The following is a 21,129-nucleotide window of genomic DNA, read 5'->3' as shown; positions in this document are numbered from 1 at the left end:
CGCCATCGGCTTCAAGCCGCGGCAACACTGCGCGATCGCCGTCTCTCGGCCGCCGCGAGCAGATCGACGAAGGTGCGCACCTTGGCGGGCCGGAACCGGGCCGGCGGAAAGACCGCGTGGATGCCGCCTGACGGCAGGCTCCAGTCGGCAAACACCGGCACCAGCCGGCCCTCGGCGATATCGTCGCTGACGCTGTAGTCCGGAAAGATGCCGAGCCCGATGCCGGCGAGCACGCAAGCCAGGGCGGCCGGGCTCTTGTCGCACATGACGACCGGATTGAGTTCGGTCAGCACCGTTTCGCCGTCCCTGGAAAACAGCCATTGGCCGATGCCGCGCAACTGGGTGTTGCCGACCCAGGCCAGCGATCTTGCCTGGCGCGGCGTCACGTCGGGCGGCAGGCTCGCCGCGAAGCCAGGGCTCGCCACCACGATCTGCCGGATCGTCCCCAGGCGCCGCGCCTGGTTCGAGGAATCGGTGAGCCAGCCGACGCGGATGCCGAGATCGATCTGCTCGTCCACCAGATTGCTGACGGCGTCGTCGAAGATCGCCTCGACGCGCATATGCGGGTAGGTTCTGAGATAGGCCGCCATGACCGGAGCCACCATCTTGGTGCCGTAGTCGAGTGGCGCCGTCAGCCTCAGCGTTCCGCTCGGTTCGACGGCTCCGCGCGAGATTTCGCCATAGGCCGCCTCCGCTTCGCGCAGGATGATCATCGCGCGGTCATAAAAGAGGCGACCCTCTTCGGTCGGCGTGACACGCCGGGTCGTGCGCTGCAGCAGCGTTGCGCCCAGCTCCTCTTCGAGCTTGCCGATCTGATGGCTGACCACGGCCTTGGCGACGCCAAGCCGGTCGGCCGCGGCAGTGAACGATCCGGTTTCCATCACCGTGGTGAAATAAGCCAGCCGATTGAGGTTCAGAAGTTCGGCCAAGCTGGCTGCCTTTGTATGATCAGATCAGACAGTTTGTATAATTGGGCGCCATTTATCGCAAGGCCGCCGTCTGCCACATATCAACGACGGCCTTGACGAGTCCGGTGGCCGGGCAGGAATGGCAGCGACCATGAGCAATTCAGAAGTGACCTATCTTTTCGATCCGCTCTGCGGCTGGTGCTATGGCGCCACCCCTATGCTCGACCGGTTGTCGGCCACCGGCGTGCGCGTCGAACTGCTGCCGACCGGCCTGTTTTCCGGCGCCGGCGCGCGGCCGATGGATGAAGGTTTTGCAGCGCATGCCTGGGCGAACGACCAGCGCATCGAGCGCCTGACCGGACAATCGTTCACGCCGGCCTATCGGCACAATGTCCTCAATGTCCGTGGGACCCTGCTCGACTCACATGCCGCCACACTCGGTATCACTGCCGCCGGCCTGGAAGATCCCAGCCGCCGGCTTGCCGCGCTGAAGACGGTGCAGCATGCGCGCTATGTAGAAGGACGCGATGTCGTGACGATCGGCGGTGTGGCCGAGGTGCTCGCCGCCGCCGGCATGGCGGACGCCGCCGAAATGCTCAAGGCGCCGACCGAAACATTGCTGACGGCTCACCGCGAGATGGTCGGCCGCGGCCGCGCGCTGTTCCAGCGCCTGCATGCCGATGGCGTGCCTTCGCTGGCGGTCATCCGCAACGATGCGCCCCGGCTCATCGGTTCGAACGCACTGTTCGGCAGCTTCGACAATCTCGTCGCCCATATCGCGGCGGCGTGATCCCATCCTCCAGAAAACCTGCAACAAGAAGTAAGGAAACAAACATGGCAAAAGTCGCTCTCATTGGTGCATCGGGTGCTTTCGGTTCGCGCCTTCTCAGGGAACTCTCCGATCGCGGCCATACCGTCACCGGCATTGCGCGCAACCCGGAAAAGATCGCCGCGCTTCCGGGCGTGACGGCCAGGAAAGGCGATGTCTTCGACAGACAAGGTCTCGCAGACCTGATCCGCGGCCATGACGCGGTGATCAGCTCCGTGCATTTCCTGGACAGCGATGCCGATACGCTGATCGAGGCGGTGCGTGCCTCCGGCGTGAAGCGCTATCTCGTCGTCGGCGGCGCCGGCAGTCTCGAAGTCGCACCGGGCAAGCGGCTGGTCGATAGCCCCGACTTCCCGGCGATCTACAAGGCAGAAGCGCAGAAGGGCGCCGACTTCCTGGACAGATTGAAGACGGTCAGCGACCTCGATTGGACGTTCCTGTCGCCATCCGCCATGTTCGTGCCTGGCGAGCGCACCGGCAAATTCCGCCTCGGCAAGGACGCGCTTCTCGCCTCCGACAAGGGGAGCAGCATTTCCTTCGAGGACTACGCGATCGTCATGGTCGACGAGATCGAGAAGCCGGCCCACATCAGGCAGCGCTTCACCGTCGGCTACTGAGCGAACGGGTGGTGGCGGCCGGAACTCAATCGAGGCCGGCCGACGCCAGCCGCATCAAGATTTCGCGGACGGCGACGCCCCGGTAGGTCATCGGTGACGACGCCGTCCCGTCTCGGTGCCTTGGGCAAAGCAAATGCTGGGCTGTCATGCCTGCGATCCCACTTTTCGGGATCATGGTCCGGCCCGGTTCAATCTTGGCGCGGCCGCCACCAGCGCCTTGCCGATGGCTGATTGCGGCGCGTCGATGACGGTTTGGGCATCGCCGTTCTCGGCAATTCGGCCGGCATCGAGAAGGATGACGCGGTGGGCGACCGACCTGATGACGCCGAGATCATGTGAAATGAAGAGATAGGCGATCTTTTCCTGGCGTTGCAGGTCGAGCAAAAGCTCGAGGATCTCCCCGCGCACGGAGACGTCGAGAGCCGACACCGCCTCGTCGAGCACGATCAGCGACGGCTTCGTGGCGATGGCGCGGGCAATGGCGACGCGCTGCCGCTGGCCGCCGGAGATCTCGTGGATGGCGCGTGGGGCGAGATTAGCCGTCAGCCCGACGCGCTCCAGCAAGGCGGCGGTGCGGCGCGGGCGCTCGGCGCGGGAGGCGATGCCATGGATGCGCAAGGGATCGTCGAGCACACGCGCCACCGTGGCGCGCGGATTGAAGGCGGCCAATGGGTCTTGGAACACCATTTGCAGGCGTGCGCGGCGTGCGCGCAGCGCGGCGCCGCTCAAGGCCAGGAAATCGTCGCTTTCGAATTCGATGCGTCCGTCGTCCGGCTCGATCAATCGCAGCACCAACCGCGCGATCGTCGACTTGCCGCTGCCGGAAGGTCCGGCCACCGCAAGTGTCTCACCGGGGTCGATGTGAAAGGAGACATCGTCGACGGCAGCGATGGTCTTGCCGCCGCGACGGTAGCGCTTGGTGAGGTTGGACACCGCCAGCAGGCTCATGCGTGGAGCCTGGCTCGGTTCAGCAACGGCTTGGTGTCGAGGCCTATATGGGCGTCGAGCAATGCACGCGTATAGGGCTGGGCCGGGGCGCCGACAATCTGCGCCGTCATGCCAAGCTCGACCAACTGGCCATGACGGAAAACGGCGATGCGCTCGGCAAGTTCGGCCGCCAGCGCGATGTCATGGCTGATGAACAGCAGCGTCATGCCGTCCTCGTTCACCAGTCGTCTGATCAAGGCGACGATCTCGGCCTGCACGATGGTATCGAGCGCGCTGGTCGCTTCGTCGGCGATCAGCAACTTCGGACCGGCCGCAATGGCGGCGGCGATCGCCACACGCTGCTTCTGGCCGCCGGAAAGCTGATGTGGGAAGGCGCGCAAGGCCGAGTCCGGGTCGGGCAAGCGGACGCGCTCCAGCAGGCTTTTGGCTTTCGCGTATGCTTGTGACCAATCGAGGCCGAGATGCGTGTGGGCAACTTCGGCGATTTGCTTGCCGATGGTCATGACAGGATCGAGGCTGGCGGAGGGGTCCTGGAAGACGAAGCCGATGTCGCGGCCGAGGCGGGGGATTTTGTTGAGTTCGGATTTGAAAGGTTGGCATTCCGTCACACCCCCCTCTGTCCTGCCGGACATCTCCCCCGCAAGGGGGGAGATCAGCAGCTTCGCCGACCGCTCCCCTTCCGCGACATTGGTGATTGGCGAAGGCAGAGGTGAGAGCGTAATCTCCCCCCTTGCGGGGGAGATGTCCGGCAGGACAGAGGGGGGTGCCTTGGCGCCCGATGAGGACAAAAACCAATCGATGCGACCTCCAACCTTGGCAGAAGCCGGCAGTAGCCCCGCGAGCGCCAGTGCCAGCGTGCTTTTGCCCGAACCGCTTTCGCCGATGATGGCGAGGCGCTCGCCAGTAGCGATGTCGAGGTTGATACCCTTCAACGCCGTCACCTCGCTGCCGTCGCGGCGGTAGATCACCGTCAGGTCGCGGATTGTTGCCAAGGTGGTCACGACAGGCCTCTCCTGACCGCCGTCGTCTCGACGATGCCTTCACCGGCGAGGTAGACGCCGAGCACGGTCAGCACCAGCGCTATGCCCGGGACGATCGACAGGAAGGGTGCGGTGCGCAGGACAGCGCGGCCTTCGGCGATCATGCCGCCCCAGGTGACCCGGTTGGGATCGCCGAGGCCGAGGAAGGACAAGGCCGCTTCGGTGAGGATCGCGGCGGCGACGATCACCGACGACATCGCCAGCACCGGAGGCAAGGCATTGGGCAGCACCTCGCGAAAGGCGATCGCCAGCGGGTGCATGCCGATGACCCTGGCACCAGCGACATAATCGCGTTCGCGAATGGAGAGGACTTCCGCGCGGGCCACTCTGGCAGGCCCCGTCCAGGTGCCGAGCGCGATGGCAATCACGACGACACCGAGCGACGGTCCAACGACGCTGACGAAGGCCAGCGCCAGCAGGAAGCTCGGCACGATCTGAAAGGCGTCGGTGATGCGCATCAGCACCTCGTCAACGAGGCCGCCGGCAAAGCCGGCCAATGTGCCGATCACCGCGCCGACGACGAGGGCGGCGGCCGCGGCCGCGAGCCCGACAGTCAGCGATGTTCGGGCGCCATGAAAAAGCTCGGCCAGCACGTCGCGGCCAAGCCGGTCGGTGCCGAGCGGCAGCGACCAGTCCTGGAACGGCGGCAGCAGCGCCGGCCCGGCAATCGCTTGCGGGTCGCCGGGGAACAGCAGCGACGCCAACAGCGCCATGGCGATCAGCGCCGCCAGGAGGATGGCGCCGGCGACCGCCTCGGGCGTGCGCAGAAAGCGGCGGAGCGGGCTCACGCACCGGCCTCGCTAGCGCCTACGCGCGGATCGAGGAAGGCGTAGGCGATGTCGACGAGCAAATTGATGACGATGACCAGGAGGGCGCTGGTGAGGATAATGCCGAGCAGAAGCGGCGTATCGCGGGAGGCGACTGCCTCCTGCGCCAGCCGGCCGAGGCCGGGTACGGAAAAGACGCTCTCGATGACGACGCTGCCGCCGAGCATCTGCGCCGACTGCAGGCCGAGCATGGTGACCAGCGGCAGCAGCGCATTGCGGGCGACGTGGGCGAGCACGATGCGACGGCGTGACAACCCTTTGGCGCGTGCGGCCAGGACGAAATCCTGCCGCCAGACCTCGGCCATGCCGGCGCGCATCATGCGCAGATAGAGCGCCAGATAGATGAAGCCGAGGGCGGAAACGGGCAGGATAAGATGGACAGCGATGTCGGCGGCGCGATCAAGGCCGGTCTTGTCCGAGGCCAGGGTTTCGATGCCGCCGATCGGCAGCCAGCGCAGGTCGACGGCAAAGACGACGATCAGCACCAGTCCGAGCCAGAAACCCGGCACGGCATAGAGCGCCAGTGAGCCGATCGACAGGAAGCGATCGCGGAAACTGCCTGGCCGCGCACCGGCATAGATACCGAGTGCCGAGCCGAGCCCGAAGGAAAGCGCGGTGGCGCTGACCATCAAAAGCAGCGTGTTGGGCAGGCGTTCGAGGATCACATCGCGGATCGGCCGGGAGAAGGTCACCGACTGCCCGAGATCGAGATGCAACAGCGCCCAGAGATAGTTGGCGAGCCGCGTCAGCTCCGACTGGTCGAGACCCCAGCGATGGCGCAACAGCTCAATCATGCCGGCGTCGCCGCCGGTCGAGACGATATAGGCGTCGACCGCGTCGCCGGGAGCTGCTTCGAGCAGCAGGAAGGTGCCGATGACGACGATCAGCAGCACGAAGATACTGCCGACCAGGCGATGGCGAAGCAGGGCGAGGGCGCGGGTCATGGGGGCGTCGGAGCGATACGCTGGCCAGGATTGCGCCTAGGCGCCCCCCTCTGTCCTGCCGGACATCTCCCCCTCAAGGGGGGAGATTGGCTGTCATTTTCGGAGCCGCCAATCTTCGACGTTGCCGGCAAATCAGCCGACGTTGCGGCCAGCCAATCTCCCCCCTTGAGGGGGAGATGTCCGGCAGGACAGAGGGGGGCCTCGTAGAACGCAGCCTCCAAGATCATTCCGCGAACTTTCATCCGCGCAATTCTGTCACGATTCCAAATACGTGTCCGCCCAGTTCGACACTGCCCAGCGCGGGTTGTTGGCGATGTTGCCGACAGTGTCGCGCGCGACGCTGATAAAACTCCATTCGGCGACGTTGATCAGTGGCAGGTCGGTGGCCACCTCCTTCTGGAATTCCTTGTAGAGGTCGGTGCGGGCAGTGGTGTCGAGCGTCTCCGATGCCTTGGCGATGAGCGCATCGAGCACGTCGTTCTTGTAGCCGCCCTGGTTGGAGAACGGCACGCCGTCCGGAATGCCGCTCTGCACCAGGATGGTGGTCGAGATCGCCGGGTCGCCGCGGAACACCGGCGGGCCGACCGCGAGGTCGAAGGCGTGGTCGGTGTAGACCGCCTTGATGTGCGCGGCCGAGTCGTTGTTGACGAGCTCTGCGTCGATGCCGATGGCGGCGAGCGCCTGGCGCAGATAGTCGCCGAACTGCTTGGTCTCATTGAAATAGGGCGCCGGCAAAAGCTTCAGCGAAAAGCGGTCGCCGTCGGCGCCTTTCTTGTAGCCAGCCTCGTCGAGCAGCGCGTTGGCCTTGGCAACGTCGAAGGCATAGGTCGGCACATCGGCGGTGTAGAATTGTGCATCGTTCTTCGGCACCGGACCGGTGGCTGTCGCGGCATAGCCGAGGAACACCGTCTTGACGACGAAATCCTTGTCGATGGCATGCGCGATCGCCTGCCGCACTTTCACATCGGCCAGCTCCTTGCGGCGATGGTTGATCTCGACGACGAGCTGATAGGTCAATCCCTCATAGCCCTTGGAGATCACCTTCAGGCCCGGCACTTTCGAGATGCGGTCGAGGTCGGCCAACGGCACGGCGGAAAAGGCCGCCAGCTGGATCTCTTCGGCCTCCAGCGCGCTTGCAGCCGACGTGCGATCCGGCAGCACCTGATAGATGATCTCGTCGAGATAGGGCTCGTCCTTGCCCCAGTAGTCGGTGTTCCTGGTCAGCCGGTAATATTGGCCGGCCTTGTACTCGCCGAATTTGAACGGCCCGGTGCCGACGGGCGCGTTGTTGGCCGGGTTGTCCTCGATCTTCCCGACCTCATAGATGTGCTTCGGCACCACGCTGCTCAGCGCCGGCAGCGCGTTGCGGATCAGCTGGAACGGCGTCGGCTTGGCGAATTTGAAGACGGCGGTGAGATCGTCCGGGGTGTCGACGCTGGCCAGATCCTTGAACACGGTGCGGCCGAGATTCTGCAGCGGCTTCCAGATCTGCAGCGCCGAAAAGGCGACGTCGGCCGAGGTGAACGGCTTGCCGTCATGCCATTTGACGCCGTCGCGCAGTTTGAACGTCACTGAGAGCCCGTCGGCGGCACCTTCCCAGCTCAGCGCCAGCCGTGGTGCGAGCCCGTCCTTGCCCTCGAAGGAGGCTTCGGCCAGCGTTTCGACGATCTTGCTGGAGATGAAGAAGACGCCGTTGGAGGCGACGATCGCCGGGTTGAGGTTGCGTGGTTCGGAATCGGCGGCAAGCACCAGCCGCCCGCCCTTCTTCGGTGTCTGAGCCCAGCCTGATGTCGGCATTGCGGTAGAGGCCAGCAGCATTGCCGAACCGGCAAGCATCGTGCGTCTGGAAATCGTGAAACCTGACATGATCGAACTCCGTCCTCTCCGCGACCCGTCGGGTGCGCCAATACCCCTCGGACGCCGGCAAGCCCGCCAGCATCCCTTGCGGCGGCGATTATGAGCCTTGCCGAGGGTTTCGCCAGAGACGGAATTGGCGCATCCTCGCTTGGCTTTGAAATTTTCGTCCGCTGGACCAGTTTGGAGGGCGTGGCTCAATTTGATCATTCTGGTAGGACCAGATTGATTGAATGTGTGACGAATGACAACACAGAGACGTAGAGAGGCGACATTTTATCTCTTTCTGGCTGGACCAGAATGGGCAAAATGGTGCAAATTTGACCACTGCCAAGGGATCGGAGTGGAACAGCGGCGATCCGGCTATTCAGGGAGAGAGAAATGAACATTGCTCCGGGCAAGAATGCGGTCGGCAACATCCCGTTCGACCAGGCAAGGGTCGACCGGCTGATGGAGGAGGCCGGCATCGATGTGCTGCTCGCCACCTCCAAGCACAACACGCAATATCTTCTGGGCGGTTACAAGTTCATCTTCTTCGCCGCCATGGATGCGATCGGCCACAGCCGGTATCTGCCGATCGTCGTGTACGAAAAGGGCGGGCCGGACCATGCCGCCTATATCGGCAACCGCATGGAGGGCGGCGAGCATCAGAACAACCCGTTCTGGACGCCGACGCTGCACGCCGCCTGCTGGGGCACGCTCGATGCTGCCAATCTCGCCGTCGAACATCTGCAGAAGATCGGCAAGGCCGGCGCCCGCATCGGCATCGAGCCCAGCTTCCTGCCGTCGGACGCCTATACGCTGATCCGCAAGGCGTTGCCGGACGCCAGACTGATCGATGCTACCGATATGCTGGAGCGCATGCGCGCCATCAAGACCGATGCCGAACTGGAGAAGCTGCGCACGGCCTCCGAACTGATCACCGATTCCATGCTGGCGACCATTGCCTGGGCGCGCGAAGGCACGACCAAGGGCGAGATCATCGAACAGCTGCGGCGCGAGGAAACCAATCGCGGCATTCATTTCGAATATTGCCTGCTGACGCTGGGCTCCAGCCACAACCGCGCCGCTTCACCGCAGGCGTGGAAGCAAGGCGAGGTGCTGTCGATCGATTCCGGCGGCAATTATCACGGCTATATCGGCGACCTTTGCCGGATGGGCATCCTCGGCGAACCGGATGCCGAACTTAGAGATTTGCTGGCCGAGGTCGAGACGGTGCAGCAGGCGGCCTTCTCCAAGGTCAAAGCGGGCACGCTGGGCGGCGACATGATTTCGCATGCCGAGGGCGTGCTGAAGGCTTCGAAGGTCGCGGCCTACACGGATTTCTTCGCCCATGGCATGGGGTTGATCACGCATGAGGCGCCGTTCCTGATGACCAACCACCCGGTGACCTATGAAGGCACCTATGCGGCCAAGCCGCTGGAGAAGAACATGGTGCTTTCGGTGGAGACAACCATGCTCCACCCGACGCGCGGCTTCATCAAGCTGGAGGACACGCTGGCGGTCACCGACACCGGCTATGTGATGTTCGGTGATCGTGGCAGGGGATGGAACAGGGGCGGGATTTTATAGAACCCAAGGCTGGCGCTGCCCCTCATCCGCCTGCCGGCACCTTCTCCCCGTATAGTGACGGGGAGAAGAGGGCAGCCGCGCCCTCGGCACCTATTTGCGGCGTTGAAAACTAGCGAAAGCGCCGATGACTGCGTCTTTCTCCCCGTCACTATACGGGGAGAAATGTCCGGCAGGACAATGAGGGGCAGCGCTACCCTAGAACGAGTTCATCACTGCCCCGCCGGAATCAGCCTGAAATCCGGCAGCTCGCGCAAAACCAGTTCAGGCCCGGCCGGCGAATAGACGACGAACAGCTGCATCGGCCCATCGCCGGTGTTGAGCGTCGAATGAAAGCGGCTTTCCGGCACATAGATGGTGCAGCCGGGGCCGACTTTTGCCACCACCGGATTGCCCTTTTCGTCCTCGACCATCTGCTCGCCATGACCGGAGATGACGAAGATGATTTCTTCCGCGCCCGGATGGTTGTGGCGCGTGTGGCCCTTGCCGGAAGGCAGGTCGACGACGCCGCCGGAAAAGCGGGTTGCGCCATTCACTTCGGGCGCCACCGTCAGCGCCAATTTTCCCCAGTCGAAGCCGAAGGCGCTGACGTCCTTCGGGTAGACAAACATTTTGCTCTTGTCGGTCATCTCTCTCATCCCTTCTTTTTCTTCGTGGTCTTCTGGCCACCAAGTGTCACCGATTTGAAATCAGCGGTCTGTCTGGCGATCGCAGCTTCCGCCGGCAGCCGTTCCATCGAGCTGGCGCCATAGAAGCCGTGCAGGCCCTTGGCATGGGAGAGGATGTAACGGGCGTCGTCGGGCATCGAAATCGGGCCGCCATGGCAAAGCAGGATGACATCCTTGCGCACCGAGCGCGCGGCATTGGCGATGGCGTCGATCTCCTGAACGCAGTCGTCGAGCGACTTGGCTGACGTGGCGCCGATCGAGCCGCCTGTCGTCACACCCATATGGGCGACGACGATGTCGGCGCCGGCTTTTATCATGGCGCGGGCCTCGTCGGGGTTGAAGACATAGGGCGTGGTCAAGAGATCGAGCTTGTGCGCCTCGGCGATCATGTCGACCTCGAGGCCAAAGCCCATGCCGGTTTCCTCGAAGCTTTGCCGCATGCTTCCGTCGAACAGACCGATGGTGGGAAAGTTCTGCACGCCGGAAAAGCCCATGGTCTTCAACTCGGCCAATAGCAGCGGCATGATGACGAACGGGTCGGTGCCGTTGACGCCGGCAAGCACCGGCGTGTGTCTGACCACCGGCAGCACCTCATAGGCCATTTCCTTGACGATCTCGTTGGCATTGCCATAGGCGAGCAGGCCGGCGGCCGAGCCGCGCCCGGCCATGCGGTAGCGGCCGGAATTGTAGATGATGATGAGGTCGATGCCGCCAGCCTCCTCGGCCTTCGCCGACAGGCCGGTGCCGGCGCCGCCACCGACGATCGGCACGCCCTTGTCGATCATTCCCCTGAATTTCTTCAATATGTCCTTGCGCGGTATGGCGGGCATCTTTGAGATCTCTCACTGTCTGGCGATGTCGAGGAAGGCTGATGTTGCAGCCTTTGCGAATTCGGGATCGTTGATGTGCAGCGGCAGGCGCGTCACGCGGCGCTTGCTGTTGGGCTTGATGGTGCGCTCGATGGCATCGAACAGAACGGCGTCGGCTTCCGGGTCGAAGAAGGCGCCGCCTTCGATGTCGAGCGCCGAGACGCCTTTTTCCGGGATGAGAAAACGCACCGGCCCCCCGCAGCGGGCGAGCCTGGTGCCGATCCACTCGCCGATCGCACGGCATTCGTCTGCCGTGGTGCGCATCAGCGTGACATTGGGATTGTGTTCGTAGAACAGCCGATCGCGATAGTGCTCCGGGATGGTCGAAGGCGCCCAGAAGTTCACCATGTCGAGCGCGCCGACGGAGCCGACATAGGGCAGCCCCGTGCGAGCGATGGCGCCGAAACGATCATCAGTCGCCGGCAGCACACCGCCGAACAGCAGGTCGCAGACTTCGGTCGTGGTGATGTCGACGACGCCGGACAGCAAGCCGCTGTCGGCCAGCTTTTCCATGCTGCGGCCGCCAGTGCCGGTGGCGTGGAATACCATGCAGTCATAGGTCGAACGAAGCTGATCGGCGATGGCCGTCACGCAAGGCGTGGTGACGCCGAACATGGTGAGGCCGATCGACGGCCGGCCATCGGGCGGTCGCGCCGGCCTCGCCGCCATGCCCGATATCGCCTGGGCGGCATTGTGCAGCACGACACGGGAGAGCCGGTTCAATCCCGCCATGTCGGTCACCGCGGGCATCATGATGATGTCGGAGACATCGACATAGGGTGCGGTATCGCCGGAGGCGAGCGTCGAGACCATGATCTTGGGCAGGCCGAGCGGCAGGGCGCGCATGCCCGACGTGACGATCGATGTGCCGCCACCGCCGCCGATGCCGATCATGGCTGCGATGTCGTTGCGCGATTGGGCAAAGCGGGCGAAGGCGATGCCCATCGCGGCGACCGCGGCGCCACGATCATTGCCGCCGAGCACGGCGTCACGGCCGCCGGGATGACGGTCGGCGATTTCCCTCGCGCTGATATCGACGGGGATGGTTGCATCGCGCGTTCCGACATCGACACGACAGACGACAGCGCCCGCAGCAGCGATCGCATCGGCCAGGAAGGCGAGTTCCTCGCCCTTGGTGTCCGCGGTACCCACCACATAGATACGCTTCATTGCGCTCCCCCAATCCTGGCAGGCGCGATGCCGCCTCCATCGCTCATTGCCCGGGCCACTCGACGATGCGGACGCCATTGCAAAATTTTGAGACGCGCGTATCGTATTGGCATGAATGTCTCACGTCAACAATCCGCTGCGATCGACGACGCTGAACGGGCAACCGGTCCAGTGCCCGAACGTGGGCCGCGCGCGCGGACCAAACGGCTGATGCTGGAGACGGCAACAAGGCTGATGCAGGCGGGCGTCACGCCCTCGGTCAGCGAGGTCGCCGAGGCGGCCGAGGTTTCCCGCGCCACCGCCTATCGTTACTTCCCGAGCCAGTCGGCACTGGTGCAGGCCGTCGTCGACGAGGGGCTGGGGCCAATCCTCACCTGGCAATCGACCTCCGCCGATGCCGAGCGCCGGGTCGCCGAGCTGTTCGATACGGCCATGCCGCGCATCGAGGCCTTCGAAGCCACGTTCAAGGCAGCACTGAAGCTGTCGCTCGATCAATGGGCGCGGCGTCAGGCCGGCACGCTGGGCGGTGAGCCCGCCTTTACGCGCGGCCATCGCATCGACTTGCTGAAAGATGCGATCGCGCCGCTCAAGGGCCGTTTGCCGCCGCGCGACTTCAAGCGGCTGGCGCAGGCGCTGTCGCTTATCTTCGGCGTCGAGGTGCTGATCGTGCTCAAGGATATCTGGGGGCTGGACAGCCGCCGGACGAGGGCGGTCGCACAGTGGGCGGCTGGGGCGCTGGTGCGTGCGGCAGTCGCGGAATCGGTCGATGAAGGAGGCAGCCTCAATCCGAAGGCAGTCATGAATAGAGCCTAACTGGTTCGACCAGATTGGCATGCACACTACCGATCTTAGCCGTTGGGTGGGGTATCGGACAATACCCAATCATATCACTGAGTAGGAAAATCTTGGTAAAACAGGCAGATAAAGCGGGAATCCGATGGCAATGGCCATGTCAAGCTGCCAAGAAAGGGCTTGACGTGCATGCAAAATTGGTAATACCAGATTGGATCAGAAATGCGGATCGAAAGTGAGGGCTGCGATCCATTTTCCGGCGGGGCGAGGAGGCTCCAAACCGGAAAGGTGCGATCACGGGAGGGACTACCAGGGCCGGCCACGTCGCCGGCTCGCACGATAAGGTAGAACGCGCACAAGGGAGGAAATCATTATGCGCAAGTTAGTGACCAGCGTACTTGCTGGTATCGGCTTAACGCTTGCCTGCGGAACGTCCGTTTACGCGCAGGAAAAATCACTCACCATCTTCTGGGCTGAATGGGATCCCGCAAACTATCTGCAGGAGCTCGGCAACGAGTACGAGAAGCAAACCGGCGTCAAGATCACGGTGGAAACCACCCCGTGGGCCGATTTCCAGACCAAGGCCTTCACCGAGTTCAACGCCAAGGGCAGCGCCTATGACTTGGTCGTCGGCGACTCGCAATGGCTTGGTGCCGCCTCCGAGGGCGGTCACTATGTCGACCTCACCGACTTCGTCAAAGAGAACCAGGTTCTCGACAAGATGGCTCCGGCGACGGTCAAGTTCTACTCCGAATATCCCGGCAACAGCGGCAAATACTGGTCTATCCCCGCCGAGGGCGACGCCGTGGGCTGGGCCTACCGCAAGGACTGGTTCGAGGACCCGAAGGAAATGGAAGCGTTCAAGGCCAAGTATGGCTACGAACTTGCCGTTCCCAAGACCTTCAAGGAAATGACCGACATCGCGGAGTTCTTCAATAGGCCCGACCAGAACCGCTACGGCATCGCCATCTACACCCAGAACCAGTATGACGGCCTGGCGATGGGCTTCGAGAACGCGCTGTTCTCGTATGGCGGTGAGCTCGGCGACTTCGGCACTTACAAGGTCGACGGCATCATCAACTCGGACAAGGCGGTAGCCGCGGCAGAAAACTACCGCAAGCTGTTCGGCTTCACGCCGCCGGGCTGGACCAACGCCTTTTTCGTCGAGAACAACCAGGCCATCACCGAAGGCCTGGCGGCGATGAGCATGAACTACTTCGCCTTCTTCCCCTCGTTGATCAACGAGGCGTCGAACCCGCATGCCAAGAACACCGGCTTCTTCGCCAACCCGGCAGGTCCAGGTGGTGAGCAGTTCGCCGCGCTCGGCGGCCAGGGCATTTCCGTCGTCTCCTATTCCAACAACAAGGAAGAGGCGATGAAATTCCTGAAGTGGTTCATCCAGGACGATACGCAGAAGAAGTGGGCAGCCCTCGGCGGCTACACCTGCAACAAGGCCGTGCTGGAATCGGCCGAGTTCCAGAACGCCACGCCCTACAACAAGGCCTTCTACGACACGATGTTCAAGGTCAAGGACTTCTGGGCGGTGCCGGAATATGCGGAACTGCTGCAGCAGCTCAACCAGCGTGTTTATCCGTACATCGTAAATGGCGATGGTACGGCCAAGGAAATGCTGGATGCGCTGGCGAAGGATTGGGACGCCACGTTCAAGAAATACGGCCGCGGCCAATAACCGACATGTAGTGCGGAGGAGGCCTGTGCCTCCTCCGTTTTCTTTTTCAGGAATGGGAGCAGGTCTTGGCGACCACAATGATCACACCGCTGAATACCTCCTCCAGAGCCGCCTCTCGCGGCCTCAGCGACATTTCGATACGCAACCTTTTCATCATCCCGACGATCGTGTTCCTGATCGTCTTCAACATCTTTCCGTTGATCTACTCGCTCGGCTATTCCTTCACCGACTTCCGCGCATCGACCAATGCGCCGGCCAATTTCGTCGGACTGAAGAACTATCGCGAGCTCCTCAGCGACCCTTATATCTGGAACAATTTCGCGGTGACCGCGAAATACGTCATCGTCTCGGTTGTCGGTCAGGTTGTCGTCGGCTTCGGAACGGCGATGCTGCTCAATCGTACCATTCCGCTCAAGGGCCTGATCACGACATTGCTGCTCTTGCCGATGATGCTTTCGATGGCGGTGGTCGGCCTGTTCTGGAAACTGCTCTACGATCCGTCCTGGGGTGTCATCAACTACGTGCTCGACCTCGGCAAATTCCAATGGCTCGGCGATCCGAAGATGGCGCTCTACGCGGTCGCGTTCACAGACATCTGGATGTGGTCGCCCTTCGTCATGCTGTTGTCGCTCGCCGGGCTTTCGGCGGTGCCGAAGCATCTTTATGAAGCTGCCGCGATCGACCGCGCCGGGCCGTTCTATACCTTCTTCCGCATCACGCTGCCGCTGGTCGCGCCGATCCTGATGATCGCGGTCATCTTCCGCACCATGGAAGCCTTCAAGACTTTCGATCTTGCCTATGTGCTGTCGACGCAGCCGAGCACCGAGGTGATTTCCATCCGTCTCTACAAGATGGCTTTCCAGGAATGGCAGACAGGGCGCTCCTGCGCGCTTGCCTATATCGTGCTGATCATGGTGCTGGCGATCACCAACATCTATGTGAAATACCTCAACAAAGTTAAGGAGCGCTGAGATGGCGGCCGTCCAGACTTCGGGTGAACGGGCGCTCAACAAGGTCGCTATTGTCGCCGTCCTTTTGGTGACGATCATCTTCCTGGCGCCGATCTACTGGATCGTGGCGACCTCGTTCAAGCCACGCAACCTGGCCACGACGATCCCGCCGACCGTGATGTTCGAGCCGACCATCTCGCCTTTCGTCAAACTTTTCACAAAGCGCTCACAGTTGCGCAGCCCGCCGTCGGCCGAAGAATATGCCGCCGCCCCGTGGTGGGAGCGCGTCGTGTTCGACGGCGGCGAGAAGATCGTGCGCGACGGCAAGGGCCAGGTGCAATGGTCGGGATATCCGAGCCGCTTCCTGAACTCGCTTATCATCGCCATCACCTCGACGGTGTTGGCGGTCGGCATGGGGACATTCACCGCCTATGGCTTCTCGCGCTTCAAGGTGAAAGGGGAGGCGGACCTGCTCTTCTTCATCCTGTCGACGCGCATGTTGCCGGCGGTGGTGGTCGCCATTCCGATGTTCCTGATGTACCGGGCAGTCGGGCTCAACGACACGCATCTGGGCCTGATCATTCTCTACACCGCCTTCAACCTGTCTTTCTCCGTGTGGCTGATGAAGGGTTTCATGGACGAGATCCCGAAGGAGTATGAGGAGGCAGCGCTTGTCGACGGCTACACGCGCATGGAGGCGTTCTTCAAGATCGTGCTGCCGGAGGCCGCCACGGGCATCGCCGCCACCGCCGTGTTCTGTTTCATCACCGCGTGGAACGAATACGCCTTTGCGTTGATCATGACCAACCGCCGCGCCCAGACCGCGCCTCCCTTCATCCCGAGCCAGGTCGGTTCGGGCCTGCCGGACTGGACGGTGATCGCCTCCGGAACCTTCCTGTTCCTGCTGCCGGTCGCAATCTTCACCTTCCTGCTTCGCAACCATCTGTTGCGCGGCATGTCCTTCGGAGCGATCCGCAAATGAGTTTTCGCGCCATCAACCAGAAATACCTCGAGCCCGGATCGCAGATCCTGATGGTGCTCGGCATCATCGCGCTCTGCCAGCCCTGGAGCATGCTGCTGCATACCTATGGCCTGACCATCATCCTGATCGGACTCGTCGGCTTCAACGTAACCTCCAAGATCGCGCCCGAGGAAAAGGCCGGCACCGGCCAGGTGCGCAATCCGGGAGCACAGCATTGACCCAGATCGAGCTTCGCGGCGTCCAGAAATTCTTCGGCGCCGTTCAGGTCATCAAGGACCTGAACCTCAAGATCGCCGACAACGAGTTCATCGTGCTGCTCGGCCAGTCGGGCTGCGGCAAGACGACAACGCTGCGCGCCATCGCCGGGCTGGAAACCATCGACGAGGGCGACATCTTCATCGACGGCAAGCCGGTACAGCATTTGAAGGCCGCCGACCGCGACATCGCCATGGTGTTCCAGTCGTTCTCGCTCTATCCGCATATGAGCGTCTACGAGAACATCGCCTTTCCCTTGCGTGCCACGCGCAAGAGCAAGACGGAGATCGATAGCGAGGTTCGCTCCGTCGCCAAGACGCTGCAGATCACCGATCTGCTGGACAAGAAGCCGTCGGCGCTCTCGGGTGGCGACATGCAGCGCGTTGCCATCGGCCGGGCGCTGGTGCGGCGGCCGAAGGCCATGCTGATGGACGAGCCGATCGGCGCGCTCGACGCCAAGCTGCGCGAGGAGATGCGCGCGGAAATCAAGCGGCTGCACATCAAGCAGGGCTCGACCACCATCTATGTCACGCACGACCAGATCGAGGCCATGAGCCTGGCCGACCGCATCGTCATCATGCACGCAGGCGTCTTGCAGCAGGTCGGCACGCCGGACGAGGTGTATTCGCAGCCGGCAAATCTGTTCGTGGCGCAATTCGTCGGCAGCCCGGTGATGAATGTCACCGATGCCGCGGTCGCCGAGACCGGATCCGCGGTCTCGGTAACGGTCGGCGGCGCGGCTTCCGGCTTCGAATTTCCGCAGGCATTGCTGTCGAAGCTCAACGGCCATGCCGGGCGGCAGCTCGCGCTGGGCATCCGACCGGAGGGCGTGCTCATTCGGCGCGAGGCGACCGAGGGCTTCGTGCCTGTCGACACGCATATCGTCGAGCCGCTCGGCTCCTTCGACATCGTCGATCTCAAGGTCGGAACCGAGTTGCTGCGGGCCCGCACCAAGAGCGGCTTCGTTGCCGGACCCGGTGAAAGGGTCTTCGCCAGGATCGACCCGACCCAGGCGCATTTCTTCGACAAGGCAAGCGGCAAGTCGCTTGAGGTGAGACTCTGATGGCCCATATCCAGCTCAAGAACATCTCGAAGACCTTCGGCAACCACACTGCGCTCACCGGGCTCGATCTCGATATTGCCGATGGCGAGTTCTTCGTGCTGCTGGGCGAGACGGGCGCCGGCAAGACGACGACGCTGCGGCTTATCGCCGGTCTGGAAAAGCCCAGCGAAGGCCAGGTCTTCATCGACGGCGTCGATGTCGCCGACTGGGGTGCGGCCGAGCGTGACGTGGCGCTGGTGCTGCAGCAGTATTCGCTCTATCCGCGTTACACGGTGCGCGAAAATCTCGAATTCCCGCTGAAGCCGAAAATTCGCCGGCTGCCCGACGCCGAGATCAAGGATCGCGTCGACCGTGCCGCCCGTACGCTGCGGATCGAGCATCTGCTCGACCGCAAGACGGATCGGCTGTCCGGTGGCGAGATGCAGCGCGTCTCGATCGGTCGCGCCATCGTGCGCAAGCCGCGTGTGTTCCTGATGGACGAGCCGCTGTCGGCGCTCGACGCTAAGCTGCGCGAGGCGCTGCGGACTGAACTGAAGAACCTGCAGATGCAGCTCGGCGCCACCTTCCTGTTCGTCACCCACGACCAGATCGAGGCGATGTCGATGGGCGACAAGGTGGGCGTGCTCAACCATGGCCGCATCGTCCAGACCGGTACGCCGCACGAGATCTACAACAACCCGCGCGACACCTATGTGGCGAGCTTCGTCGGCTCGCCGCCGATGAACCTCATCGACGGCAAGCTTGTGAACGGCCGCGCGGTGATGGCTCCGTTGAATTTCGAACTGCCATTTTCAGGGGGAGCCAAGACTTTTGGGGGGCTAAAGGCGGGTGCGGCGACCGACGGTCGCCCACTCGTCTTCGGCATTCGTCCCGAGGACGTCTATCTCGAGAGCGGCGCGCCGGTCGAGGCGCGTGTCCACGACGTCGAGAACCACGGCGTCGAAAAGATCCTGACGCTGCGCGTCGGCGACGCGACACTGCGTGCCACCGTGCCGGCCAGGACTGACGTCGCCATCGAGCAGGCGGTGCGCTTTGCCTGGAACCCCGACAAGGTGGTGCTGTTCGACAAGGGCAGCGGCGTCAGCTTGCGACACGCCTCATAGGCTGCATCCCAGCCTATTTCTGGAAGTAGGTTTCGTAGGGCGTGTCGTTGATCAGCAGGATCACGCATTCCGTGTCGGAGACGCAGGCGTCGTCATGCATCTCATCGGCCTTCTGGGTCCAATAGGATCCAGGAGGCAGTTCGACCTTGGTCGCCTCGCCGCCATCCATCTGCCAGTGCGCCCACAGCCCCTTTATGACCACCGCGCGATAATCCGCGGTGTGCGCATGGACCGGTGCACGCCAGTTGCCGGGAACCTTCAGCAACGTGCCTGCCGGGCCCTTGGCCCGCTCGCCCCACAATGGGCCAAGACGATGCGGCTGGTCGGGTACTTCCGCCACATAGGGGATCTTGTCGGCCGGCAGGTAGCTGTCCTCGAGGGCAAAGGCGCGCCCGGGAACCGCAAGCATGACGGCGAGTGCGATGACCTTCGGATGATTTGGCATTGGTTCTCCTCTTCGGACCGACTGGACGCCGGCCTCTGGCTGCTTGGTTCTGGCAAGCTATTGCATGCGGGTGGCCCGGCAATGGCATTGCGTCCGGAAGGCTTGGCAATTCATCCAGACCGGGCAATTCATCCAGACCCGGCAATCCACGGCCGCGGATCCGGGATCGCCTCAGCGGTTTCCGGAGGTGCCGTCGACAGTGCGCAGGTGGCTGGGCGCGATGCCTATGATGCGCTTGAACGCCCGGCTGAACGACGCTTCGGAATCGTAACCCAGTCTGGCGGCGACCACTGATACCCGCATCCGATCGTCGATCAGCCATTGCCGCGCCTGGTGCATGCGTATCCGGGCGACATATCTCGCCGGTGTTTCGCCAACGATGGCCGTGAAGCGTTCGGCGAAGGCGATCGCGAGGCGCCCACTTCGCGCGCGAGCGCTTCGACGGTCCAGTTCCTGTCGGGTTGCAGATGAATGGCGGCAAGTACGCGGCCGATGTCGGGATCCTTGATCGCCGCGATCCAGCCTTTGGTGTCGCCGCCACTGTTTTCTACCCAGGAACGGATGATGCTTGCAGCCAGCACGTCGGCCAGTCGCGCCAGCATGCCGCCAGAGCCGGCCCGGTTCATGGTGATTTCGGCGGCCATGGCTTCCAGCAGATGCGGAATACCTGGCTCGCCAGCCATCAATTCCTTGGCGCGCATCATGTCCGGCATCATGCCCAGCAAGGGGTGCGACCCGTCCAGGTTGAAGTGCATGCTGCCGCAAAACAGCAAGGTTTTCGGGCCGTGGCCGCCGTTGGAGACATTGAAGACATTGTCCTGCAAAGGCTCGACAGTGTAGCTTTCGATCGGCACGGCCGGAATGCCAGGCGCGCTGGCAACGACATGCTCGGCACCGCGCGGCAAGAGCAATGCCTCGCCGGGTGTCAGCTCAATCCATTCCCCGGCTGGCGAAAACAGCCAGCATTGGCGGCGGCCGATAAAGTGAAACCTTGCTGCCTTCTGGGCAGGAAACAACACGGCCCATGGGTCTGAAAGTTCGCAGCGGCCATAGTCGACGCCATCAAGCCGCAATCCGCGCAAGATGTCGGCTAGCGGACCGTCCGAGGCCGGCAAGGCAGTCTTGGGCGAGGTGAAAACCATGCGGATTTTTCTAGAGCAGTTCATCGCTTAACGGAAACGTTGAACCGCTCTATGTCTTTGTTTTGACGCAATTCCCGCCGGAAAAACCGCTTCACACTTTTCTTGGAATTGCTTTAGCCTGGAATCGCCAGTCCGTCACGGCCTCCATGCGTCGGCTCAGGGCAACGAACTCGGGTCAACGGGTTCTTCGGTGCTTTCTCCGGGGCGTAGGCTGACGGAGCATCAAACGAAAAACCCGCCTGTGTGAACTGACCCCTTAAAGTTGGACAGTTTAAGGTGCCGGCAGATTTAAGGGCTGGGTTCTGTATTGCACAGGGCTCAGCCCTTTCAGTTTCAGTTTGATGCGATCATGATTGTAGTAGTGGATGTAATCCTCGATGCTGGCCTTGAGGCTCTGAACGTTCTCGAAGGTATTGGGGTAGAAGAGCTCGGATTTGAGTGTTGCGAAGAAGCTCTCGATAGGT

At 62.7% G+C, this 21,129-nt stretch carries 21 protein-coding genes and 1 pseudogene; 10 read left to right on the top strand and 12 right to left on the bottom strand.

Going from position 1 to position 21,129, the window contains the following annotated elements:
* Positions 1-11: 11 nt before the first annotated feature.
* Positions 12-929: a LysR family transcriptional regulator gene (locus EOA13_RS14630; RefSeq protein WP_127293531.1), complete on the bottom strand. Its 918-nt coding sequence runs from the start codon at positions 927-929 to the stop codon at positions 12-14.
* Positions 930-1,059: 130 nt separating this feature from the next.
* On the opposite strand from EOA13_RS14630, the gene EOA13_RS14625 reads away from it, so the two are divergent.
* Both EOA13_RS14625 and EOA13_RS14620 read left to right on the top strand, forming a co-directional pair.
* Positions 1,060-1,698 carry a DsbA family protein gene (locus tag EOA13_RS14625; RefSeq protein WP_127293529.1) on the top strand — a complete coding sequence of 213 codons (639 nt, stop codon included), beginning with the start codon at positions 1,060-1,062 and terminating at the stop codon, positions 1,696-1,698.
* A gap of 44 nt (positions 1,699-1,742) precedes the next feature.
* Positions 1,743-2,354: an NAD(P)-dependent oxidoreductase gene (locus tag EOA13_RS14620; RefSeq protein WP_127293527.1), complete on the top strand. Its 612-nt coding sequence runs from the start codon at positions 1,743-1,745 to the stop codon at positions 2,352-2,354.
* Positions 2,355-2,525: 171 nt separating this feature from the next.
* Here EOA13_RS14620 and EOA13_RS14615 read toward each other — a convergent pair whose 3' ends face one another.
* The 5 genes from EOA13_RS14615 to EOA13_RS14590 form a co-directional block, all read right to left on the bottom strand.
* The gene (locus EOA13_RS14615; RefSeq protein ID WP_127293525.1) at positions 2,526-3,302 is read right to left on the bottom strand and encodes an ATP-binding cassette domain-containing protein; all 777 of its coding nucleotides are present in this window, start codon (positions 3,300-3,302) and stop codon (positions 2,526-2,528) included.
* Positions 3,299-4,303: an ABC transporter ATP-binding protein gene (locus tag EOA13_RS14610; protein ID WP_164780079.1), complete on the bottom strand. Its 1,005-nt coding sequence runs from the start codon at positions 4,301-4,303 to the stop codon at positions 3,299-3,301. Before EOA13_RS14610 ends, EOA13_RS14615 begins: the two co-directional genes overlap by 4 nt.
* The gene (locus EOA13_RS14605) at positions 4,300-5,130 is read right to left on the bottom strand and encodes an ABC transporter permease (RefSeq protein ID WP_127293523.1); all 831 of its coding nucleotides are present in this window, start codon (positions 5,128-5,130) and stop codon (positions 4,300-4,302) included. The genes EOA13_RS14610 and EOA13_RS14605 overlap by 4 nt, the downstream gene beginning before the upstream one ends.
* Positions 5,127-6,113 (bottom strand): ABC transporter permease, encoded by a 987-nt coding sequence (locus EOA13_RS14600; RefSeq protein WP_127293521.1) that lies wholly within the window; start codon positions 6,111-6,113, stop codon positions 5,127-5,129. The genes EOA13_RS14605 and EOA13_RS14600 overlap by 4 nt, the downstream gene beginning before the upstream one ends.
* 255 nt (positions 6,114-6,368) lie before the next feature.
* Positions 6,369-7,979 carry an ABC transporter substrate-binding protein gene (locus EOA13_RS14590; protein ID WP_127293519.1) on the bottom strand — a complete coding sequence of 537 codons (1,611 nt, stop codon included), beginning with the start codon at positions 7,977-7,979 and terminating at the stop codon, positions 6,369-6,371.
* A 369-nt stretch (positions 7,980-8,348) separates the two neighbouring features.
* On the opposite strand from EOA13_RS14590, the gene EOA13_RS14585 reads away from it, so the two are divergent.
* Positions 8,349-9,539 (top strand): Xaa-Pro peptidase family protein, encoded by a 1,191-nt coding sequence (locus EOA13_RS14585; RefSeq protein WP_127293517.1) that lies wholly within the window; start codon positions 8,349-8,351, stop codon positions 9,537-9,539.
* 209 nt (positions 9,540-9,748) lie between these two features.
* Here EOA13_RS14585 and EOA13_RS14580 read toward each other — a convergent pair whose 3' ends face one another.
* The 3 genes from EOA13_RS14580 to EOA13_RS14570 are packed head-to-tail and all read right to left on the bottom strand — an operon-like array spanning position 9,749 to position 12,243.
* Entirely contained in the window at positions 9,749-10,165 is a 417-nt protein-coding gene (locus tag EOA13_RS14580; RefSeq protein WP_127293515.1) for a cupin domain-containing protein, read from the bottom strand.
* 5 nt (positions 10,166-10,170) lie between these two features.
* Positions 10,171-11,034, bottom strand: coding sequence for a phosphoenolpyruvate hydrolase family protein (locus tag EOA13_RS14575; protein ID WP_127293513.1), 864 nt, complete (start codon positions 11,032-11,034; stop codon positions 10,171-10,173).
* 12 nt (positions 11,035-11,046) lie between these two features.
* Complete coding sequence (locus EOA13_RS14570; RefSeq protein ID WP_127293511.1) at positions 11,047-12,243, bottom strand: Tm-1-like ATP-binding domain-containing protein; 1,197 nt, start codon at positions 12,241-12,243, stop codon at positions 11,047-11,049.
* 111 nt (positions 12,244-12,354) lie between these two features.
* Between EOA13_RS14570 and EOA13_RS14565 the strand changes: the two genes are divergently transcribed.
* From EOA13_RS14565 to EOA13_RS14535, 7 genes are all read left to right on the top strand, one after another.
* Complete coding sequence (locus tag EOA13_RS14565) at positions 12,355-13,056, top strand: TetR/AcrR family transcriptional regulator (RefSeq protein WP_127293509.1); 702 nt, start codon at positions 12,355-12,357, stop codon at positions 13,054-13,056.
* Between the two features lie 352 nt (positions 13,057-13,408).
* Positions 13,409-14,725, top strand: coding sequence for an extracellular solute-binding protein (locus EOA13_RS14560; RefSeq protein WP_127293507.1), 1,317 nt, complete (start codon positions 13,409-13,411; stop codon positions 14,723-14,725).
* Positions 14,726-14,790: 65 nt separating this feature from the next.
* Entirely contained in the window at positions 14,791-15,696 is a 906-nt protein-coding gene (locus EOA13_RS14555) for a sugar ABC transporter permease (protein ID WP_013529495.1), read from the top strand.
* Between the two features lies 1 nt (position 15,697).
* The gene (locus EOA13_RS14550) at positions 15,698-16,657 is read left to right on the top strand and encodes a carbohydrate ABC transporter permease (RefSeq protein WP_013529496.1); all 960 of its coding nucleotides are present in this window, start codon (positions 15,698-15,700) and stop codon (positions 16,655-16,657) included.
* Positions 16,654-16,875, top strand: coding sequence for a hypothetical protein (locus EOA13_RS14545; RefSeq protein ID WP_127293505.1), 222 nt, complete (start codon positions 16,654-16,656; stop codon positions 16,873-16,875). Before EOA13_RS14550 ends, EOA13_RS14545 begins: the two co-directional genes overlap by 4 nt.
* Entirely contained in the window at positions 16,872-17,975 is a 1,104-nt protein-coding gene (locus tag EOA13_RS14540; RefSeq protein WP_023812449.1) for an ABC transporter ATP-binding protein, read from the top strand. The genes EOA13_RS14545 and EOA13_RS14540 overlap by 4 nt, the downstream gene beginning before the upstream one ends.
* Positions 17,975-19,078: an ABC transporter ATP-binding protein gene (locus EOA13_RS14535; RefSeq protein WP_023812450.1), complete on the top strand. Its 1,104-nt coding sequence runs from the start codon at positions 17,975-17,977 to the stop codon at positions 19,076-19,078. The genes EOA13_RS14540 and EOA13_RS14535 overlap by 1 nt, the downstream gene beginning before the upstream one ends.
* Before the next feature lie 13 nt (positions 19,079-19,091).
* Here EOA13_RS14535 and EOA13_RS14530 read toward each other — a convergent pair whose 3' ends face one another.
* From EOA13_RS14530 to EOA13_RS14520, 3 genes and pseudogenes are all read right to left on the bottom strand, one after another.
* Positions 19,092-19,523 carry a DUF4437 domain-containing protein gene (locus tag EOA13_RS14530; protein WP_127293503.1) on the bottom strand — a complete coding sequence of 144 codons (432 nt, stop codon included), beginning with the start codon at positions 19,521-19,523 and terminating at the stop codon, positions 19,092-19,094.
* A gap of 171 nt (positions 19,524-19,694) precedes the next feature.
* A pseudogene (locus EOA13_RS14525) lies at positions 19,695-20,665 on the bottom strand (AraC family transcriptional regulator).
* A gap of 271 nt (positions 20,666-20,936) precedes the next feature.
* Positions 20,937-21,129 (bottom strand): IS3 family transposase (locus EOA13_RS14520; protein WP_164780078.1); only part of this gene is annotated, 193 nt, incomplete at its 5' end.

The sequence above is a fragment of the Mesorhizobium sp. M7A.F.Ca.US.011.01.1.1 genome (genome assembly GCF_003998295.1).
Classification (GTDB): Bacteria; Pseudomonadota; Alphaproteobacteria; order Rhizobiales; family Rhizobiaceae; genus Mesorhizobium.
Note: the sequence above shows the minus strand (reverse complement) of the source record. Positions and strands in the feature narration are given on the sequence as shown.

Bases quoted from the DNA above. Each gene is read 5' to 3' on its own strand.
- EOA13_RS14625 (WP_127293529.1), top strand. From the start codon at position 1,060: ATGAGCAATTCAGAAGTGACCTATCTTTTCGATCCGCTCTGCGGCTGG.
- EOA13_RS14620 (WP_127293527.1), top strand. From the start codon at position 1,743: ATGGCAAAAGTCGCTCTCATTGGTGCATCGGGTGCTTTCGGTTCGCGC.
- EOA13_RS14615 (WP_127293525.1), bottom strand. From the start codon at position 3,302: ATGAGCCTGCTGGCGGTGTCCAACCTCACCAAGCGCTACCGTCGCGGC.
- EOA13_RS14600 (WP_127293521.1), bottom strand. From the start codon at position 6,113: ATGACCCGCGCCCTCGCCCTGCTTCGCCATCGCCTGGTCGGCAGTATC.
- EOA13_RS14590 (WP_127293519.1), bottom strand. From the start codon at position 7,979: ATGTCAGGTTTCACGATTTCCAGACGCACGATGCTTGCCGGTTCGGCA.
- EOA13_RS14585 (WP_127293517.1), top strand. From the start codon at position 8,349: ATGAACATTGCTCCGGGCAAGAATGCGGTCGGCAACATCCCGTTCGAC.
- EOA13_RS14580 (WP_127293515.1), bottom strand. From the start codon at position 10,165: ATGACCGACAAGAGCAAAATGTTTGTCTACCCGAAGGACGTCAGCGCC.
- EOA13_RS14575 (WP_127293513.1), bottom strand. From the start codon at position 11,034: ATGCCCGCCATACCGCGCAAGGACATATTGAAGAAATTCAGGGGAATG.
- EOA13_RS14570 (WP_127293511.1), bottom strand. From the start codon at position 12,243: ATGAAGCGTATCTATGTGGTGGGTACCGCGGACACCAAGGGCGAGGAA.
- EOA13_RS14565 (WP_127293509.1), top strand. From the start codon at position 12,355: ATGAATGTCTCACGTCAACAATCCGCTGCGATCGACGACGCTGAACGG.
- EOA13_RS14560 (WP_127293507.1), top strand. From the start codon at position 13,409: ATGCGCAAGTTAGTGACCAGCGTACTTGCTGGTATCGGCTTAACGCTT.
- EOA13_RS14550 (WP_013529496.1), top strand. From the start codon at position 15,698: ATGGCGGCCGTCCAGACTTCGGGTGAACGGGCGCTCAACAAGGTCGCT.
- EOA13_RS14545 (WP_127293505.1), top strand. From the start codon at position 16,654: ATGAGTTTTCGCGCCATCAACCAGAAATACCTCGAGCCCGGATCGCAG.
- EOA13_RS14535 (WP_023812450.1), top strand. From the start codon at position 17,975: ATGGCCCATATCCAGCTCAAGAACATCTCGAAGACCTTCGGCAACCAC.
- EOA13_RS14530 (WP_127293503.1), bottom strand. From the start codon at position 19,523: ATGCCAAATCATCCGAAGGTCATCGCACTCGCCGTCATGCTTGCGGTT.